This window comes from Ancylobacter sp. Lp-2 (genome assembly GCF_020523795.1).
In the GTDB taxonomy this organism is placed as follows: Bacteria; Pseudomonadota; Alphaproteobacteria; order Rhizobiales; family Xanthobacteraceae; genus Ancylobacter.
The window spans coordinates 1-19,062 of the sequence record NZ_JAJALI010000021.1; the positions used below are offsets into that span (position 1 = coordinate 1).

15 protein-coding genes, 1 tRNA gene and 1 pseudogene are annotated in these 19,062 nt (G+C 63.2%); 9 read left to right on the top strand and 8 right to left on the bottom strand.

The window, feature by feature from the left end; all coding sequences use genetic code 11:
- Nucleotides 1–202: 202 nt before the first annotated feature.
- A complete protein-coding gene (locus LGR54_RS25455) occupies nucleotides 203–667 on the top strand; it encodes a CBS domain-containing protein (protein ID WP_230364757.1) in 465 nt (154 codons plus the stop codon).
- A 50-nt stretch (nucleotides 668–717) separates the two neighbouring features.
- Here the strand turns inward: LGR54_RS25455 and rpoH are convergent, their stop codons facing one another.
- Both rpoH and LGR54_RS25465 read right to left on the bottom strand, forming a co-directional pair.
- On the bottom strand, nucleotides 718–1,626 hold the full coding sequence (rpoH, locus tag LGR54_RS25460) for an RNA polymerase sigma factor RpoH (RefSeq protein ID WP_230364758.1): 909 nt from the start codon (nucleotides 1,624–1,626) through the stop codon (nucleotides 718–720).
- Nucleotides 1,627–1,775: 149 nt separating this feature from the next.
- Nucleotides 1,776–2,828 (bottom strand): RluA family pseudouridine synthase, encoded by a 1,053-nt coding sequence (locus LGR54_RS25465; RefSeq protein ID WP_230364770.1) that lies wholly within the window; start codon nucleotides 2,826–2,828, stop codon nucleotides 1,776–1,778.
- A gap of 46 nt (nucleotides 2,829–2,874) precedes the next feature.
- On the opposite strand from LGR54_RS25465, the gene LGR54_RS25470 reads away from it, so the two are divergent.
- The 4 genes and pseudogenes from LGR54_RS25470 to LGR54_RS25485 all read left to right on the top strand — a co-directional run.
- Nucleotides 2,875–3,165, top strand: a complete 291-nt coding sequence (locus LGR54_RS25470; protein WP_230364759.1) for a hypothetical protein — start codon at nucleotides 2,875–2,877, stop codon at nucleotides 3,163–3,165.
- Nucleotides 3,166–3,274: 109 nt separating this feature from the next.
- Nucleotides 3,275–3,349, top strand: a tRNA-Glu gene (locus tag LGR54_RS25475).
- A 923-nt stretch (nucleotides 3,350–4,272) separates the two neighbouring features.
- Nucleotides 4,273–4,461 carry a hypothetical protein gene (locus tag LGR54_RS25480; RefSeq protein ID WP_230364760.1) on the top strand — a complete coding sequence of 63 codons (189 nt, stop codon included), beginning with the start codon at nucleotides 4,273–4,275 and terminating at the stop codon, nucleotides 4,459–4,461.
- An 87-nt stretch (nucleotides 4,462–4,548) separates the two neighbouring features.
- A pseudogene (locus LGR54_RS25485) lies at nucleotides 4,549–4,700 on the top strand (IS3 family transposase); the annotation flags it as partial.
- A 119-nt stretch (nucleotides 4,701–4,819) separates the two neighbouring features.
- Here the strand turns inward: LGR54_RS25485 and LGR54_RS25490 are convergent.
- Nucleotides 4,820–6,112 carry a glycosyltransferase family 1 protein gene (locus LGR54_RS25490; protein ID WP_230364761.1) on the bottom strand — a complete coding sequence of 431 codons (1,293 nt, stop codon included), beginning with the start codon at nucleotides 6,110–6,112 and terminating at the stop codon, nucleotides 4,820–4,822.
- Nucleotides 6,113–6,209: 97 nt separating this feature from the next.
- Here LGR54_RS25490 and LGR54_RS25495 point away from each other — a divergent pair, with 97 nt between their 5' ends.
- On the top strand, nucleotides 6,210–7,385 hold the full coding sequence (locus tag LGR54_RS25495) for a glycosyltransferase family 4 protein (protein WP_370638282.1): 1,176 nt from the start codon (nucleotides 6,210–6,212) through the stop codon (nucleotides 7,383–7,385).
- 33 nt (nucleotides 7,386–7,418) lie between these two features.
- Here LGR54_RS25495 and LGR54_RS25500 read toward each other — a convergent pair whose 3' ends face one another.
- A complete protein-coding gene (locus tag LGR54_RS25500) occupies nucleotides 7,419–8,666 on the bottom strand; it encodes a glycosyltransferase (protein ID WP_230364762.1) in 1,248 nt (415 codons plus the stop codon).
- 309 nt (nucleotides 8,667–8,975) lie between these two features.
- Here LGR54_RS25500 and LGR54_RS25505 point away from each other — a divergent pair, with 309 nt between their 5' ends.
- Together LGR54_RS25505 and LGR54_RS25510 are read left to right on the top strand one after the other, a co-directional pair.
- Nucleotides 8,976–9,851 carry a glycosyltransferase family 2 protein gene (locus LGR54_RS25505; RefSeq protein ID WP_230364763.1) on the top strand — a complete coding sequence of 292 codons (876 nt, stop codon included), beginning with the start codon at nucleotides 8,976–8,978 and terminating at the stop codon, nucleotides 9,849–9,851.
- 118 nt (nucleotides 9,852–9,969) lie between these two features.
- Nucleotides 9,970–11,274 carry a polysaccharide biosynthesis/export family protein gene (locus LGR54_RS25510; protein ID WP_230364764.1) on the top strand — a complete coding sequence of 435 codons (1,305 nt, stop codon included), beginning with the start codon at nucleotides 9,970–9,972 and terminating at the stop codon, nucleotides 11,272–11,274.
- Nucleotides 11,275–11,409: 135 nt separating this feature from the next.
- On the opposite strand, the gene LGR54_RS25515 is transcribed toward LGR54_RS25510, so the two are convergent.
- Together LGR54_RS25515 and LGR54_RS25520 are read right to left on the bottom strand one after the other, a co-directional pair.
- Complete coding sequence (locus tag LGR54_RS25515; protein ID WP_230364765.1) at nucleotides 11,410–11,658, bottom strand: hypothetical protein; 249 nt, start codon at nucleotides 11,656–11,658, stop codon at nucleotides 11,410–11,412.
- Nucleotides 11,659–11,739: 81 nt separating this feature from the next.
- On the bottom strand, nucleotides 11,740–12,579 hold the full coding sequence (locus LGR54_RS25520; RefSeq protein ID WP_230364766.1) for a Hint domain-containing protein: 840 nt from the start codon (nucleotides 12,577–12,579) through the stop codon (nucleotides 11,740–11,742).
- Between the two features lie 470 nt (nucleotides 12,580–13,049).
- On the opposite strand from LGR54_RS25520, the gene LGR54_RS25525 reads away from it, so the two are divergent.
- On the top strand, nucleotides 13,050–14,018 hold the full coding sequence (locus LGR54_RS25525; protein ID WP_230364767.1) for a crotonase/enoyl-CoA hydratase family protein: 969 nt from the start codon (nucleotides 13,050–13,052) through the stop codon (nucleotides 14,016–14,018).
- 50 nt (nucleotides 14,019–14,068) lie between these two features.
- On the opposite strand, the gene LGR54_RS25530 is transcribed toward LGR54_RS25525, so the two are convergent.
- The gene (locus LGR54_RS25530; RefSeq protein WP_230364768.1) at nucleotides 14,069–16,561 is read right to left on the bottom strand and encodes a hybrid sensor histidine kinase/response regulator; all 2,493 of its coding nucleotides are present in this window, start codon (nucleotides 16,559–16,561) and stop codon (nucleotides 14,069–14,071) included.
- Nucleotides 16,545–18,716 carry an EAL domain-containing protein gene (locus LGR54_RS25535; RefSeq protein WP_230364769.1) on the bottom strand — a complete coding sequence of 724 codons (2,172 nt, stop codon included), beginning with the start codon at nucleotides 18,714–18,716 and terminating at the stop codon, nucleotides 16,545–16,547. Before LGR54_RS25535 ends, LGR54_RS25530 begins: the two co-directional genes overlap by 17 nt.
- Nucleotides 18,717–19,062: the final 346 nt, after the last annotated feature.

Here is a 19,062-nt window from a genome sequence, read left to right on the forward strand (position 1 = left end):
CCCCGCCCGAGCCAAGCTGGCCTCACCCGACAAAACACCCGCGCAATCGGCCCCATCGGTCACCTCACTGCACTGCAAAGTGGTGTGCTGCGGCGCGCAACGTCTTCTCGTTGACAACAGGTGTATTGCATACCAGCATTGAACCTAAGAATAAGTCCAAGATGCTGATGACCGTGCAGGCACTCACAGGGAGAGGACCGCCATGCTCGTCGCCGATCTCATGCAGCTGAAACCCGCGCGCGTCCCCACCGTGCGCATGACGGAAAGCGTTGAAATCGCAGCTACTTTGCTCAATCGCGAGCGCATCGGCGCCGTGGTGGTGAAGGACGCCTGCGGCTCGGAGGGCGACACCGTCGTCGGCATATTCTCCGAGCGTGACGTGGTGCGCGCCATTGCCGAGCGCGGCGTCGCCGCCCTCAAGACGCCGGTCGCCGACCTCATGTCGCGCAACATGATCTCCTGCCAGATGGATGACAGTGTCGACCATGTCCGGGCGCTGATGGACACGCACCATGTCCGCCACCTGCCGGTGCTGGAGGATCACCAGCTGGTCGGGGTGCTCTCCATCCGCGACGTGCTTACCTATGACGTTAGAAAAGCTGCGGAATTTTCCGCGCGCTCGACTTCCGAGCTCCCCACCCCGGAAGCTCCGCGGCTGCAGGCGTGACACTATTCCGGCCTGTCCGGCGACCCGGCAGGGCGCCGGCGGCCATGATGTCAGTGGGCTGAGGCGACCTCGCGGGCGGAGGGCGCTTCCATCTTGTTGACCCGGTCGATGACCGCCTTCTGCACCTTCTCGAAGGCGCGAACCTCGATCTGGCGCACGCGCTCGCGCGACACGCCGAACTCGGTGGCGAGGTCCTCCAGCGTCATCGGATCGTCGGACAGGCGGCGGGCCTCGAAAATCCGCCGCTCACGGTCGTTCAACACCGAGAGCGCACCGCTCAAGGCATTGCGGCGGTTGTCGAATTCCTCGGTCTCCGCGAGAAGGGTCTCCTGGCTGTCGCGGTCGTCGGCGAGCCAATCCTGCCATTCGCCGCCGCCCTCGACATCGCCACGCAGCGGGGCGTTGAGCGATGAATCGCCGCCGAGGCGCCGGTTCATCTCCACCACGTCCTGTTCGGTGACGCCGAGCTTGGTGGCGATCTGCGCGACCTGATCGGGCCGGAGATCGCCTTCCTCCAGCGCGGAAATCTGGCTCTTCGCCTTGCGAAGATTGAAGAAAAGCTTCTTCTGGGCCGCAGTCGTGCCCATCTTCACCAGGCTCCAGGAGCGCAGGATGTATTCCTGGATCGAGGCCTTGATCCACCACATGGCATAGGTGGCCAAGCGGAAGCCCTTGTCGGGCTCGAAACGCTTCACCGCCTGCATCAGGCCGACATTGCCTTCGGAGATCACTTCGGAGATCGGCAGACCGTAGCCACGATAGCCCATGGCGATCTTCGCCACGAGGCGCAGATGGCTGGTCACGAGTTTCTGAGCGGCATTGGGGTCGTTGTGCTCGCGCCAGCGCTTGGCGAGCATATATTCTTCCTGCGGCTCCAGCATCGGGAACTTGCGGATCTCGGCCAGATACTGGCCAAGGCCGCCTTCGGCCGACGGGATCGTCATTGCGGAACGGGCCATGGCAGCGCCCTCCTTTCGTTTTGGTCCCCTGCGGGCGACCAGAATGCTCGGCCGCATGTCGCCGGCCGAGAAGCTAGCATAGCAGTATCACGCTGGTTTTGCGCAATGGCATCATGAAAACCGGTCACGATGACTTGAGCCTGAAGCGCTCAGTCCGCTTGTGCGAGCGCGGCCTCCAGCCGGGCGAGGTCGGGCCGGAGCGGGCTCTCGAAGCGCATCACCTTGCCGCTCACCGGATGGGCGAAGCCGAGCCGGGCGGCGTGAAGAGCTTGTCCGGAAAGCGCTTCCAGCGCCGAGCGGGCGGGCTCCGTCAAGCGGCCGGCCTTGGTGCGGAAGCCCTGTCCATACAAGGCGTCGCCGAGCAGCGGGTGGCCGATATGTCCCAAATGCACGCGGATCTGGTGGGTGCGGCCGGTTTCCAGCCGGCATTCAATGCGGCTCGCCACCGGCCGTCCCTCGGCATCGTCATAGCTTGCCGTGCGTTCCCAATGGGTGATGGCGAAGCGCCCGCCGGCCCGTACGGCGATGCGTTCGCGCGAGACCGGATGCCGGGCGAGGGGAGCGTCGACCGTGCCCCGCGGCTGTTCAGGCACACCCCAGGCAAAAGCGACATAAAGCCGCTCCAGCGGCCCGGTGCGACCGTGATCGGCGAATTGTTCCGCGAGTGCCCGGTGACTGCGGTCGTTCTTGGCCACGACGAGCAGGCCGGACGTCTCCTTGTCGAGCCGGTGCACGATGCCCGGCCGACGCACGCCACCGACGCCGGAAAGGCTGTCACCGCAATGATATAGGAGTGCATTGACCAAAGTGCCATCCGGATTGCCGGGCGCGGGGTGCACGACCATGCCGGCGGGCTTGTCGACGACGATGAGATCGTCGTCCTCATAGACGATGGCGAGCGGGATGGCCTGCGCGATTGGTTCTGCCGGCTCGGGGGGCGGCAGGGTCAGGACGAAATGCGTGCCGGCTGCCACGCGCGTCGAACCGCCGGTCACCGGCTTGCCGTCGCGGGCGAGGTGGCCTTCGGCGAGCAGAGCCTGCAGCCGAGTGCGGCTCATGTCCGGCAGATGGCGCACCAGCATGCGATCGAGTCGCAGGCCTTCATCCCCTGGCGCGGCGGTGATATCGAGGCGCGTGCCGGCGACCGCAGCGTCGTCGGCGTCTTCGAAATCCTCTAGCGGTTCGTCCGACGGTGTGCCCATGACTTCTCCCGATGCAGACGACAAGCTCGATCCCCAGCAGGAGCGCGTGCTGCGCAAGCTGCGCGGCTTTGCGGCCTTTTCCGGCATATTGATGGGCTTCGGCTTCCTCGCCCTGTTCGGGGCCATCGGATACAGGGTCATGGTCGGCTGGAAAAGCGCGCCCAAGGACATCGGCGGCACAATTTTGCTGCCGCAGGGTGCGCAGGTGCTGTCGAGCACGGTTGCCGACGGGGTGCTGGCGGTAACGGTGAGCCGCCAGGGCGTGGTCGAGACGCGGCTGTTCGATCTCGAGACGCGGGCGCCGCGCGGGGTGGTGAGCTACGCGCACGAGCCGTGAGCCGAGGGCTGGCTGGATATATGGAGGCCTGTGGATAGATGGCCTGAATAATTGCGTAACGCGCTTGCCATGCGTTCGCTTTGCCCTTATGAGACGCGCCTACCGCAGGGCTCCCATCGTCTAGCGGTTAGGACGTCGCCCTCTCACGGCGAAAACTGGGGTTCGATTCCCCATGGGAGCGCCACTTTCGCGCAAAGCCGCGAACACCCGGTTGGGTTGCTTGGTCGGCGAGTACAGCCCTTTCCAGTACGTCCTTGATCCGTGAATACGCATGACGTGCTGGTCGACTTGGACCGCATCGATCAGCGCGCGCAGATAGGCTTTGCGGAACGGCACCTCGCCTCCGGCGATCTTTGAACGTATGAGCTGCCCGAAGCGGGCAAGCTTGTCGGAGGAGAGCCTAGTTGCTGCGCTCCGGTTCTCGATCCGCTCCAGAGCCGCGTGTGCCTGGTCCTGGTCAGCTTTGAGCTTGGTAATCTGCTCCTTGAGCATGTCGTCCGGCTCGGCGATGCCGTCGGCGACAAGCTGGTAGAGGCGCCTGAGCTTGTCTTCCGCCGTGGTCTTCTCGCGAGAGTGGGAGGCGGGCGCCGTTGTAGAACCTCTGACGGGCAGAGGCCGGACCTTGCTCAGCTCACGCGAAGGCGGCGGCCCGGGCAAGGCCGGTATGACGGCGATGGACGCGGCGTCCCGAGGCAAGGGGGAGGGGCGGACGATGACCAGCGAACCGGCCGCCTCGCACCCGACCTTCCGGGTCGCCGCGCCAACAGGGACGCGCTTGGCGAGTCCCTGCTCTGGCATCCCGTCGATGGCCACCTCTACTGGCTCGCCCTCGCTCGCCTGCACCGCATGAACCGGCGAGGGGCGGGTCGAGAGCCGCCGGATCGATCGTCTGCCGCCGCTGGGCGCTATCGTCGACGGGGATGTGTCTGGCCGCCTCGTCCTGAGCGCCTCCGATGGCCTGTGGCGGTACGACTGGACGGCTGACAGCATGGAACCTCCCTGCCATCCCGAAGCGCGACCCGAGAGGGGCACTCTGGTGCTGAGCACCAGGGTCGCCTCCCGTGCTGGTGGATCACCCGCTTTGCTTCGGATGGCCGGCGGGGGCTGGTGATCCCGCTGCCGGTACCGCGCCTCACCAGCCTGGCCTTCGGAGGGGATGGGCTGGCGGTGCTTTTCGCGACCAGTGCGCAGCTGGACTCTACCGCTCCCCTGTTGGAAGCGGCCCCGCTTTCCGGCTCGCTTTTCGCCTTGCAAACGGGCTTCGTGGGGATCGCCGAGAAGACGTTCGGCGGCTGATGAGAAGCCGGCCCCATTTCTAGGGGCATCAGTCGCTTGGGGAGTGAGCGCCTGTGGTCGGCCATCTAGAATGACGACTCATGAGTGCCGGTGATGATCCCGATGGAGCCGAACGAGCGCTGGCCGCTCGAATTCGTTGCCGACCAGATGACCGGCGCTTCCGGATGCTGGCCATCGTGGACGATTGCGCCCGAAAATGCTTGGCACTGGTGGCGGAAACGTCGCTGTCCGGGAATAGGCGGGGTCCAATGCTAAGCACCGCGAATGGCTCCGCGTCTGTCCCGCCATTCAGGCCGCCCCAGAGGCAAAGTAGAATCGCCGGAACGGACACACCGCTGGATAGAAATTGGGGGTAACGTCAGTCGATTTCGGCCATGAGCGTCAGATACGTGATCGCAACACGCCGCCAGTTAAATTCCTTCGCTCGTTTACGGCCAGCGGAGGAAAATCGTTGACGCAATTCGGGCGACGCGAGCAGCCGGGCGATCGCAGAGATCCAAGCCGTGGTATCGTCCGGATCGGCGAACAGGGCGGCACTGCCACAAACCTCGGGTAGACAGGGGGATGTGGACGCAACGACAGGGCACCCCCACATCATCGCCTCCACTGCCGGAAGACCGAAGCCTTCCGTCCGGGAGGGGAGCAGGAAACAAAGCGCTTGCGAGAGGGCGGCGGCAAAATCGTCGTCGCTGATCCGGCCGAGAACACGCACATTTTGGGCGCCGGACCTCTGCAGGCGCCCGGTCAGTTCGGCGTCGAGCTCGCCCATGATCATCATGTCGACGCCGATCACTTCCAGTGGCCGGGCAAGACGCAGCAGCAGCTCCGGGTTCTTGTGGACCTGGTTGCGGAGCAGGCACAGCACGAAAGGACGTGCCGCTCGAAAATCTCGGCGGGAGCATTCCGGGCGCCAGCCCTTCGCATGATCGGCGCCGTTATAGGTGACGACGATCTTCTCTGCCGGGGCCACGCCATGATGAACCAGTTCATCGCGCGACAGGTTCGAGACGGTCGTGATGGCGCTCGCTCTTCGGCCCAGCAGGGGAAGGATGATGCGGTGCGCCAACCGAAAGCCGCGTGAATAGCTGCGCGGCGATGTCAGCGTCTGCACATCATGGATGCAGGCGACCTGTCGGCGCACCATCACCGGCGCCAGATTGCAGAAGCTGAGAAGGCCACCCTTCACATGTCTCGGCAGCTGCATCTGCACCCAGAATTGCGGCAACCTCGGCCGGGAATATTCGGGAGCTATCCGGGTGGTGATAGCCTGCAACAACAGCGGCGTCGCAGGGGCGCGGGGAGCGACAAGATCGAGATGCAGATTCCGTGTCAGCGGATGTTTCTCGACCATAAGTGCATCGAGCGCCAGCGTCACTTCACGCGCATAGCGGGCCACGCCCATGGGATTGAGCGTGGTGAAATCGCCATTGATGGTCCAATGCCGGGTGGCGGCGGGGCCTCGTGCTCCAAGGGGGCGGTCGAGCTCGTCGCGATAGGGGCGGAACATGAATTGCGCCGTTTCGTTGCCGTGGGTAGACGCCCTCGTCTCCGACACGATCCTCTCAACGCGACCCGTCTGGCCTGCCGGCACATTGAGCCAGGCCGCACGCAAAAATGGTAATTCGCGCCGCCAAACGAAGGCGCGCGACACCTTTGGTCAGTCTCCCAGCATCTTCGTTGCGCGGCGGCGGAGGCGTGGCACCAGCACAATGACGGGCAAGATACAGGCGGCCAGGAGTGTCGCGAGGATGGTCATGAGACGTCAGTGGGCCATCAATGGTCGTTTTCTGACCCAAAAGGTCACAGGAGTGCAGCGCTACGCCAGCGAGATCGTCCAGGCGCTGGACCGCAAGATTGCCGCCGCCGATCCGTTGGCGCAGGACCTTGATGTCGAACTGGTTGTGCCTGCCGGTGCGGGAGCGCTTCCCAGATTGTCGGCCATTCGCCTGCGCCATAGCGGCCCGGCCCGTGGGCCTTTCGCATCTGGCCATCTCTGGGAGCAATTCAGCCTGCCGCGAGGACTGCAGGGCGGTCTGCTCAGCCTTGGCAACAGTGGCCCCGTTGGTCACCGCAGGCAGATCGCGTGCATCCACGACGTGAATACCCGTAGCTTTCCTGCGAGCTATTCACTGCCGTTCCGGCTGCTGCAATTGGCTATGGTTCCGCTTCTTGGCCGATCGGCGGAGATGATCGCGACCGTATCTCAGCATTCGGCTAATGAATTGGTGGGGCGCGCGTTGTGCGCATCATCCAAACTCCTGGTCGCACCGAACGGATACGAGCACGCCTTGCAATGGCAGGGGCGGCACAGCGAGGCCACACATTCCGTCGCGGGGCCGAACACCATCGTCCTTGTCGGCAGCCCGGCTCCTCATAAAAATATGTCTTTGCTGCTCGGCATCGCCGACAAACTGGCAGCCGAAGGCCTGCAACTCGCCATTGTCGGTCAGGTCGACCCGCATGTTCTTCACCACGATGGCGTACCAGTCGCGGCCGGGAATGTGCACTGGCTGGGGCGGTTGCCGGACGAGGCCCTTACGGCGCTCTTGCAGGATTCGCTTTGTCTGGCGTTCCCTTCCTTTACCGAAGGTTTTGGCCTGCCCCCCCTGGAAGCGATGGCGATAGGATGCGCGGTGGTGACGTCGGATCGGGCAAGCATGCCGGAGGTGTGCGGGCATGCTGCGCTCTACGCCTCTCCGGCTGATCCTGAGGCCTGGCTGGACTGCCTCAGGCGATTAAAGCATGAGCCCGGTTTGCGCAGCCGACTGATTGCTGCCGGACGTGTGCGCGCTACCCGATTTTCATGGAACGACTCCGCGCGGGCATATCTGCAGGCGATGGCGGTCGTGGATGGCCTGACGGCTCCAGAGGCACGCATAGTCTCCGCGCCACCTAATCATGTGGAGCACGCGGCACTCGCCTGATAGGTTGCGGTAAACTTATTGGAGGCGCCACGCTCAACGGCGCATGTCGACCGCCCGCTCTACCGCCTGTCTGATCTCCAGCCGGAAGCGCTCCGGCGAGAAGCGAGTGGCGTTGAGCCGACATGCTGCCGGTGAAATCTCACGCTCTCGGCGTTCGAATTGTTCGACCGCTTCCCGCACCGCCTCGACGGTCTGCTGTTTAAAAAGCAGACCAGTGGGCGCCGAAGCGGAGCCGAGTGGTTGCACGATGTCACGGGCACCGCCCCGGTCGAATGCTATCACCGGTGTGCCATAGGCCTGGGCTTCAGCCATGGCGATGCCGAAATCCTCGCAGCCCGCGAAGAGTAGCGCCCTGGCCTGGCCGACGGCGGCGATGTAATCGCGGCGGGGCAGGTATCCCGTGAATTCGATATTGTCGCCCGTGACGAGCGAACGGAGGGAGCGTGCCTGCTGGCCATCGCCAACCACGAGAAGTTTCCGGCTTGGCATGTCGTTGAAGGCACGAATGACAAGATCTGTCCGCTTGTAAGGGGCGAGAAACGAAGCCGTTACATAGTAGTCATCTTTTTTGGAAACGAATTCACTGCCGGAATTGTCCATGGGAACAGGAGGATGCACCACCTGTGCATCTCGCCCGTAGATGTGCCGGATCCGGTCCCTCACATAGCGTGAGTTTGCCAGCATCACGTCCGGTCCATGCGCCGTGCGGGTGTCCCAGATACGCAGATTATGGAGCATGTACCGAAACAGAAGCCCCTTCGGGCCATAGCCCAGACGCCCCTCGCCCAGATAGGAGAACTGCTCGTCCCAAGCATAGCGGACGGGGCTGTGGACGTAGCACACATGCGGCTGATCGGGCCGGGTCAGGACACCTCGCGCAAACGCTGCCGATGACGTGATGACGGCATCATACTCGGTCACATTGAACTGTTCGATCAGGAATGGGCAGAGGAAGAAAAGCGACCTGTAATAGCGGCTTACCCCCGGCAACTGGTTGGCGATCGACGTGTGGAATGAGACGCCGGGGAAGAACTCGCTTTTCACCTCTCGAGGCAGAAAGTCGAACAGCGTGTAAACGTCGCTTCCCCCCGTGATCCTGCAGAGCTCGGCCAATACACGTTCCCCCCCCCGGAACGAGGGGCACCAGTCATGCACGATGGCGACGCGACCCATACCGGCCTGTGTTGATGCGTCGAGCCTGAAAGGAGTGGTCAACTCAGGTATTTCGATCGTGCGTGTTGGGAGGGCAGCGACAGGCAGATCGACCGCGACGTCGCTCATGTATCGTCACTCGCTTGATGGAGGGGTTCAAACCGCGTGGAGCGTTCATCGGGAGCGTACATCCGACGGTTCGCGCCGAATTGGCGAAGTGAGACGCCGTGGGGACGAATTCGTTTCGCCGCCAATCGCTGTTCGTGTGCGCCTTACGTCTTTTGGCAGGCCTCATTCCTTGAGCGAAATGTCCTTAGCCGAATTGATGCCGGTGGCATCACCTGCCTCGCCCTCTCGGCTTCCACGCCTGCCTATTCTTCGCGGTGAACGTCCACCCATTGCCGGCCCTGTGGCAGGTTTGAAACGCGAGTGCACCGCATGAAGCTTGCTGTCGTCATCCCAACGCTGGGACGCAAGGCTGTTGCGAGCCGCCTCCTCTCTCATCTCGAAAGTCAAAGTCGACTGCCTGATCATGTTTTCGTCACGGCACCCGATGAAAGCCATGTCGAGCAGGAGGCCTCGTACTCATACCCGATCTCTATGGTATTTGGTGGTCGAGGATTGTGCGCTCAGCGGAATAGAGCCCTGTCACTGTCCGCCGGGTCCTTCGATATCATCACGTTTTTTGATGATGATTTTGTTCCCTCAGAGAATTATCTCGAAAATGTCGCCAAGGAATTCGAGTGCCACAATGAATATTCGGTACTGATGGGCGACGTTCTGTTCGATGGCGCGCATGATATGGCCTGCTCCTTCGAGGACGCGATCACGATCTTGCAGAAGGCGGCATCCAACCCGCCTCCCTATCACGATCCGGTCGATCATCTCGGCGCGTACGGATGCAACATGTCGATCCGGACGAGCGCCATAGGTGCGGTGCGTTTCGACGAAAAGCTGGCGCTTTATGGATGGCAGGAAGATATCGACTTCACGGCACAGCTGGGCCGGCATGGGCGGGTGGTCAGGCTGACCTCGCTGCTGGGCGTTCATCTGGGAATAAAGAGCGGGCGGGTCAGCGGGGTGCGGTTCGGCTATTCCCAAGTCGTGAATCCGATCTATCTGGCGCGCAAGGGCACCATGCCGGTTGGTTTCGCCGCTGACCTGATCTTGCGCAACCTGGCCGCCAACCTGGCCAAGAGCCTGTTTCCCGAGCCGCACATCGACCGGCGCGGCAGGCTGAAAGGGAATCTGATCGGCGCGAGGCATCTGATCGCCGGAAGGATCGAACCGGAATATGTGTTGGAGTTGAAGTGAGATGACCGCTCAACTTCGTACATGCGGATGCCAGGCCCGATTGGCAAAAGGACGGCCATCTAAACTTTCCATGGGCTGGGACTCTGCTCCGCTCGCAGCGGCGTGGCGGCGGGCCGGTTTGGCCACGGCGCTGCTTTTGTTGTTCACCGGCTCCGCCATGGCAGAGGATCCGCCACTGGCCACAGGGGCGCGGGAATACCGCTTGGGCCCTGAGGACAAGATACGGCTCAAGGTGCTGGAGTGGCGCGCCACGCAGGATGAGATCTTCGAATGGAGCCCGATGGCGGGCGAGTTCTCCGTCAATCCTGAAGGCCGGCTCAACGTGCCCCTGATCGGCTCCGTCGAGGCGGCCGGCCGCACGTCGAATGAGATCGGACGAGAGATCGCCGATGGCCTGCAGCAGTTGATGGGGCTCGCCGAGGCGCCTCGCGTCGCTGTCGAGGTCTCCGAGTTCCGTCCGTTCTACACTACCGGCGACGTGATGCGACCTGGCCCATACCCGTACCGTCCGAAGCTGACTGTCTTGCAGGCGATTGCGATCGCCGGCGGAATCCAGCGGCCCGCCGATGCGGGTCTGCTTCGGCTGGGGCGCGATGTCATTGCCGGTCAGGGGGAGCTCATTCTGCTAGGGCAGGAGCGCGATGCGCTGAACGCCAGGCTCGGTCGGCTGCAATCCGAACTCGACGGGCAGGATAGTGTCAGCTTCCCCGCCGAGGTGACGAAGCGCGGCGACGACAATCGTATTCTCATGCTGCTGCGGCAGGAGCGTCAGATTTTCGCCGGCCGCCGTGACGCGATGACGGCGCAGACCAACGCGCTTGTCCAGCTGAAATCCTTTCTCGATAAGGAAGCCCAGACGCTGCAGGGGCAGATCGCTGCCCAGGACAGGCAGATGACGCTGGTGAACCAGGAGCTTCAGGCGATCACCGGGCTCGTCGAGAAGGGCTATGCGGTTTCCTCGCGGCAGCTCGGGCTTGAGCGCACCATCGCGCAGATCCAGGGCGACAAGCTGCGGCTGGAGACGGAACTCCTGCGCGTGAGGCAGGATGCCAGCCGGGCCGATATTTCCATGATCGACCTGAAGAACACGCGAACGAACGAACTGACGGCGGAATTGCGTACGACCCAGGCGAAGCTTGATGACACGCTTCAAAAGATAAAGACGGCGCAACAATTGCTGTACGAAGCGGGAGTATCGGCGCCCCACCGCTATATCGAGCGTAGTAGGTCGCTCCGCGTCGAGCCGAGCTATGTGATCGTGCGGGCCAACGGCAACGAGATCGCCGAAATGGACGCGACGGAAACCACCCCGATTGAACCTGGCGACACGTTGAAAGTGGGCCTGCCGCTTCCGGAGGAGCCCGGGGATTCCGCCCTGAGCGGCGAGGCGACCGGGATAGAAGCTGCCGCAAACCAGCCCTGAATGCCGGCCGATACCGCATTGGCGGCGGCTGGGCCCTTCGAGCCCGAGATCCGTGTCGGGCTCGTTGGCGCGCCACGCAGGAACGCATCGCTCAGGAACGGATCGATGGCCGCCGCGCGGCAGTCGCGCGTGGTCCTATGCGTTGCAAATCTGGCAGGGCAGTCCACGCGCGATGGCGCTTGCCGTCATGCCGAACAGGTGCTTGCTCGAATGTCCGCATCGTTCGCAACGGAAATACACGCCGGGATCCTTGCCGGGACGGCCGCCATTTGCCGCGTCGGGTAGGCGATAGTGATCGGCGCGCATGATGACGGTCCGCTTTCGCGGTGCGCGAGCCGTCTCCGTCGATGCGGGCACCATGTCGGATGTCCGTTGCTGCGACATCGCCGTCACCCTTCGCAAATGTGAGGCGCTCATCTGTCGAGGAAGTTGGTGAAGCGGCGTCGGCCGCTTCACCTTGCCGGCTCACGCTGCAGCGGGCTCCGCCAGGCGTCCTCGGATTCGCGCGGGCAACTGACGAGCCGACTTCACCCGCGGAAGGTCGAGTTCAGCGATCGGGGTTTCCGGCGCCTCCTGCCAGTTGTCGAAACTGCGGCGCGTGACATTGTCGACGAAGGTCTCGGCTGGCACCCCTTCGGCCAAGACGAGCGAATGGTCGTCCAACTCCACATGATAGTAGGTGAAGCTCTGCGGCATGTCGGCATGTCGGACGATTGTCGTCCCGTTGACCAGGGCGCCTGCCTGAACGAGCAGGCCATCGAGCAATAGCGCGTGGTCGGTCGAGACGAAGAGGTCGCGGTGGGGAAGACCATCGCCGAGGGCTTCCGCTGCAATCCTGATTGGCAGGACCCGCAGCGGATCGGCAAAGACGGTCGAGACGGTCTGCCGAGCCAGCCAGCGCACGGGCTTGGCGGCGCCCTCCGTCGTGAGGACGAGATCACCGGCCGTCAGGGCCTCTATGGCGACTTCGCCGGTTGGCGTCGAAATCATCGTGCCAGCCAGGAAGCAGACGACGAAGGAGTCCGTTACGTTAACGTTGACAATATCTCCCGTATGATAGGCAGCTGTCGGTGTGCTTATGCCGTATACGCCCTGATAAAATGTTAAAATACCGAGATTTGTATAGCCTATATACGTTTCATAATATCCATCTACAAGTATTTTTTCTCCAGGTGAGAATGTGGAGTCGGGCTCTTCGTCGTCATAGGTAGCGGGCCACGGTATAGGTTCGCTTGTAACTGTAAATGTATTTGAATCTTCATGATATGAAACATAGTTCCAATAATTTACTGTGTAGGTCGCCATTTTTCTGTCCTGCTCCAGCCAGAGAAATCAAGCATCGCGACATGATCATCGGTTTGGTGCAGGTGATTTGTTCAAAAATTTTATCTAAAATGTTCGCACGTTTGAGCGGCGTCCCGATCGCGGCCTCACGATTTTTGTGAAATTTACCCAAACGACGTATCCTGAAGGGCGAGCTTGGGGTGGGCGGTCACTATTTTGCGCAACGGCAGCTGCGTTTGACAGGCGCATCAGGCATCCGCCGAGCGGAACGGCCTTCTGTGATCTGAACGACCATCACCGTCTTCTCCGGCGGCGGGGATTTTGGCTGCGCGCGGGCTGACCCGTCTGCATCATTTAAGCGTTAATGGCTTGCTAATCCGATAGTTTGTGGCCCTCGCATCAAGTGGCGCGCCTAAAGTGGGGACGATCTGCCGACGCGACCTTCCTCGCGGAGCAGTCATCGATCCACCACTCGCAAATGGAGCGACAAGATGCCCGTTATCGACACGATTCATGATGCCACTATCCGTGCCCACGCGACCGCCGACACACCTCACCTCGCCACGGAGAAAGCGATCCGCGCCCTGCGCGCTACCGGCTACGACAATCTCCGGCTGGACGTGGACTCCGCGAATGCCATCGGCTGGTGCTTCATGAAGCCCGTCGGCAAGCCGTCCTACACGCATGAGCTGATGGACGACATCAGCCGGATGCAATCGGAGATCACACGGAGCTTCGCCGAACTGCCCCGTTCTGCCGCCGCGCCGTTCTCATGGTTCGTCATGGCGTCCGACGTGCCGGGAATCTATAATCTGGGCGGCGACCTCGGCCATTTCGCGGAACGGATCCGCACCCGCGACCTCGATGCGATGCGCCACTACGGGCATGTCGCCGTCAAGGCGATCCACCGCAATGCTGTCGCGTTCGACACTCCCGTGGTCACCATGGCCCTTGTGCAGGGAGACGCCCTCGGCGGCGGCTTCGAACACGCGCTGTCCTTCGATCTCATCGTTGCGGAGCGCAGCGCGAAGCTCGGCTTGCCGGAGATCCTGTTCAACATGTTCCCCGGCATGGGCGCCTACAGCTTCCTGTCGCGGCGCATGGATCGCGACAAGGCGGAAGCGCTCATTCTCTCCGGCCGCATCCACACGGCCGAAGAGCTGCACGCGATGGGCGTGGTCGACATCCTGGCCGAGGACGGACAGGGGCGGCAGGCGGTGATCGATTATGTCGCGCGTCACAACCGCAAGCACAATGCCCATCACGCGATGTATCGGGCACGCCGGCGCGTCAATCCGATCACGCTCGAGGAACTGATCGACGTCGTCGATATCTGGGCCGAAGCTGCGCTCAACCTGACCGAAGCCGACCTCCGAAAGATGGACCGGCTCTGCACGGCGCAAAACCGGCGGCTCGCGGCGCTCGACGCGCCGATGCACCTGCTCACGGCGGCCGAATAATGCCGCGCAACGCACAACCCGGTGGGCCGTTTGCCTGCCGGGTTGTGCCCTCAGCCGAGACCCAACATGCGCTCCGAACAGGCCCGCATGACGTCCCGCGTCCGGTGGAGTTCCTCGCCAGCCTGCCGCTGGAGCTCGGCGGCCCCGGCGCGGAGCTCCTGTGCCCGCAACTCCCGCCATGGCATGCAGAAGGTACCGAGAGCGAGGGCGCCGACGTTGGCGGAACTGCTCTGCAAGGCATGAGCCTCGTTGCGGAACGCCAGCAAGTCCCCACGCTCCGCCGTCTCAACCAGCCGGCGGAGAATGACTTCGGCGTCGAGCAGATAGTCCTCCATCAGCTCGGTCGCGAACCGGGCGCCGCCGAGCTGGCGGAGACTTTCAATGGCCCTGTCGTCCAACGCCGGCATGGCCACCTCTCTCGCATCCGCGAGCCGCAGCACCGGTGTCCAGGCCGCATCCGTTCTCCTCGCCAGGCGATCGACCGCCGCCAGCAAGGCGGAGGGTTCGATGGGCTTGATGAGGCAGGCGTCCATGCCGGCCTGGCGCCAGCGTTGATCGCCTTGTGCCGTCGCATCCGCCGTCAGCCCGACGATCGGCAGCCGGTCGGCCCCTGTCGCCATCATCCGATAGAGCTTGGAAGCTTCCAGCCCATCGGTGTCGGGCATGTTGAAGTCCATCAGCACGAGGTCGATCTCGTCGGCTCTCTCGACCAGCATGTCGAGCGCCTGTTCCCCACTCTCCACGACCAGGACGGAATGGCCGGCCCCCTCGAGAATGCGGCGAAACACCTTCTGATTTATGCGATTGTCATCCGCCAGCAGGAGATGTCGCGGCTGGCTTGCCAGCGGTTGCGGCGGCTCGGTTACCTGGCCGGTGGAACGAGCCGCGATCCGGCATGCCACGGTCAACGCCCGCCGGAGTTCCGCGCCGTCGGGGCTGTCGCCCAGCAGGCTGACGCATGAACGGCGCGTCTCCATATCGGAAAGGCCGGCACAGGCCCCCGGCCGAATGAGCAGGGGCCGGGAGGAGCCGGGCGAACTGGGCGCCGGGAACGCCAGAAGGCGGGTGTCCGGCTCGAACAGCATGCGGACCGCCCCCATCGCCTCTGGCGGAAACATGCGCGTCGGGCCAAGTCGGGGATCGACGATGATCGGCGTGATCCCCAGCGAGGACAGGGCTGCCAGAAACGAGGTCAATGGCGACACGTCGCGGCAGACCAGCGCCACACCCTGATCACGCCAGGGCTCCTCGCCCACCAGGTCGTCGTCGGAAACCGGCAAGACGGGGACGTGGAGACGGAACGTGCTGCCCATGCCCGGCTCACTCTCCACCGCAATGGTCCCGCCCATGAGATCGACGAGCCGGCGGACGATCGACAGCCCGAGGCCGGACCCGCCGAAGCGATTGAGAATGCTGGGATCTGCCTGAGTGAAATCCTCGAAGATGCGAGCCTGATCGGCGAGAGCGATACCAATGCCGGTATCGGACACCTCGACCGTCAGTCGAAGGCTCCCGCCCTCTTCCGGCTCGGCGTCCACGGCCAGCGTCACCCTTCCCTGATGAGTGAACTTGACGGCGTTGCCGACCAGATTGATCAGCACTTCATGCAGGTGCTGCCGACTACCGGACAGGTACAGCGGCGTTCGCGGCGTCACATGAATATCGAAACTCAACCCTCGCTCGCGGGCCTGACTCTCGACTAACCGCCGGGCGTCGAGCAGCAGGGCCAGCAGATCGAACGGCCCCTCGGGCACGGGCATCCGGCCGGCCTCGATGCGGGAAAGATCGAGCAGCCCGTCGATAAGCGAGCGCAGGGAGTGCGTGGCCACATCCACCGTCTCCACCATTTCTCGCTGCTCGGGAACCAGCGGCGTTCCCCGCAGCAGTCCGGTCATGCCGACGATCGCGGTGAGCGGCGTGCGCAACTCATGGCTCACACTTGCGAGAAACAGGCTCTTCGCCTGGCTTGCCTCCTCGGCAACCTTGGTGGCCTGCGAGAGCTTGCGAATGAGCGTGCCCGAATAGGCCGGCAAGATGACGAGGCCGATGAGCAGACCCGCCGAAAGGTGCCACTGCTCGTGCCAATAGGGTGTCGTCCAGACGACGGCTGCAAAACACAGGGTGGCGACGGGGATGGCAATAGCCAGTTGAGACAGGCCGAAGCGGAAGCCATTGCCGAAGATGACCCAGAGATAGATCGGGAAGAACAGGGAGGCGATCTCGCCCCCCAGGTGCAACTGCCAGGACAGGAAGCCGCAATCCAGCAGCAGCGAGAACAGCCTGCGCCCACGCGAGATGCCCGGGAAGAGAATGATGTGGCCGAGGACGCCAAGGGCCAGCGGCATGTAGAGCGCCATGACCCGAAGCGCGTCGCCGACATCGCTGCTGTTGCGGTTCACCAGCAGGACGACGACGATGATGCACGCGAACACGAGACGATTGAAGCTCATTTCATGTTCGCTGTCGGGCCGGTTGCGCAACCGGCCGACCATCCATCGGAACGGCTTCGCAATCGCCTCCAGGAAACTAGATCCGACCGACATGCGCCCGTCCAGCACCGTCCGTGCACACGCCGCCCCCCTCCGCCTCGCGCGCCAGCAGCCATTCGACGAAGGCATCGGGCGGAATGGGGCGGCTGAAGTAATAACCCTGCACCTCGTCGCAGCCTTCCGCCCGCAGCACGGTGAGATGCGCCTCCTCCTCCACCCCCTCAGCCACCACCTGCAGATTCAGGATGTGCCCGAGATCGATGATGGTCCGGACGATGGCGAGTGCGCGCGGGCCATGGGCGAGATCCCGCACGAAGGAGCTGTCGATCTTGAGACGCTGCAGCGGAAAGTTGCGGATATAGTTCAGCGACGAATAGCCGGTGCCGAAATCGTCGACGGAAAGACTGACGCCGAGCGAGCGCAACAGCTCCATTTGCGTGACGACCTGTTCGTCGTCGCTGATGAGAATTCCCTCGGTCAGCTCCAGCTCCAGCAGGTCGGGGCGCAGCCCGGTATCCGCGAGGACCTCGCGCACCAGCTCTCCCACTTTCTGCCGCCGGAACTGGATCGGCGACAGATTGACGGCGATCCGCAGCGTCCCCACTCCCGCCGCCTGCCAGGCAACGCCCTGGCGGCAGGCTTCCCGCAGCACCCACTCATTGATCGGCACGATCAGGCCGCTCTCCTCGGCAAGGTTGAGAAACGCATCCGGCCGCAGCAATCCGCGTTGCGGATGCCGCCAGCGCAGCAGCGCTTCCACCCCCACGACGCAGTTGCTGCGCAGCTCGATGAGCGGCTGGTAGTGCAGCTCGAACTCCTGGCGCTTGACCGCGCTGCGCAGTTCGGTCTCGATCTGTGCCCTCTGGCTCGCACGCGGCGCCATGTCGGCCGAGAAGAAGCGCCAGGTCCCGCCGCCGAGCGATTTGGCGAGGTACATGGCCTGGTCCGAGTTCCTCAGCAGCTCATCCGGATCCGCCCCATCCGGGGGGCCGATCGTGACACCGACGCTGGCGCCGATCTTCATCGCCTCGAGATCATCGTCCTCGGCGGCCAGCATATCGAGGATGGCCTGCGCCAGTTGGCCTGCGTCCTCCGGCCCGTCAATGTCGGGCTGAAGGACGGCGAACTCGTCGCCTCCCAATCGAGCGACGGTGTAGCCCGGACGAACCAGCCGCTTCAGGCGTTCCGCCACGTTCTGCAGCAACCGGTCCCCACGCTGGTGCCCATCGGCGTCGTTCACCGCCTTGAAGCGGTCGAGGTCGATGAAATGCAGCGCGAAATTCTGATCGCCCCGGCGGCCGCGTGCCAGTTCGCGACGCAGATGATCGCGCAACATCAACCGGTTCGGCAAACCGGTGAGCGAATCGTGATTGGCCAGATATTCGAGGCGCTGCTCCGCCTGCCGTCGCTCGGTAATGTCGATCGACGTGTTCAGGATGCTGGTGATCCGGCCGGTGCCGTCGTGCAGGGGGGCCTTGCTGGTCAGGTAGACACGGTGCTCGCCGGAGGCGGTGACAACCTCTTCCTCGCGTGGGAGCAAGGGGTATCCGGTCTTCACGACCAGCTGATCCAGCCGGCGGCTGATGTGCCCCCTTTCCTCGCCGAAAAGTGCCTCGACGGAATAGCCCACCAGCTCCGTCGGCATCTTGCCGACGAAGGCAGCCTGATGCGCGTTGACGAACACACAGCGGCCATCGAGATCGACGGCACTGATGAGGGCGGGCACGGTGTCGATCACCTGCGCGAGGGCGTCCCGGCTCTCGCGGAGCAGCAGGTCCGTGGCGTTCAGATTTATCTCCAGCTGGTCCGCCCGCTGAGAGATGAGCAGGTGCTGAGCCCGCAGCTTGAGAAGATTGCGGGCCCGCGCGAGAAACTCCACGTGGTCGACGGGGCTCAGCAGGAAGTCCGTCGCCCCGGCTTCCAGCGATGCGACGCGATAGCGGCGGTCGTCATAGGCGGTGACGACGATGATGGGGAGATCCCGGTGCTGGGGCAGCGCTCGAACGGCGCTGATCAGCGTCGCGCCGGTCATCTGCGGCATTCTGTAATCCGTGATGACCAAATCGGCCGGGTTTGCCGCCAGCCAATCCAGCGCCTTCCGACCATTCTCGAAGGTGCGGACACTGACATCCGCCTGAAGCTGTCGCGACAGTTCCGAATAGATGCGTCGATTTGTCGAGCTGTCGTCTATTATTAGTATTTTTGGCATCACTTCTAACGCCTTGGAATGCGAAGCGTATATATCTTCAGTGTTTATAAGATGAATTTATCCAAAATAGGAGATATTTGGAGCGACTTTCCGCTCGATTTGGGCTGGATTCGTCGCCGATCTCAGCCGAATTCGCCGCGTAATCAGCCGGCCGAATCAATCCAATACGCGGGCGTCACTCCATCTGAGACGCATAAACGCTTCTCTCCTACTCCTCACAACGATAGACATAGCATGCTTCGAGGCGCGTCGCGAACGTGACTGGGGGGAGTGTGACGTGAGACCCTGATCTTCCTCCAGATTTGAGTAGAGTCCGTCGATCAAGGAGACGGACGATGCGCCCCTC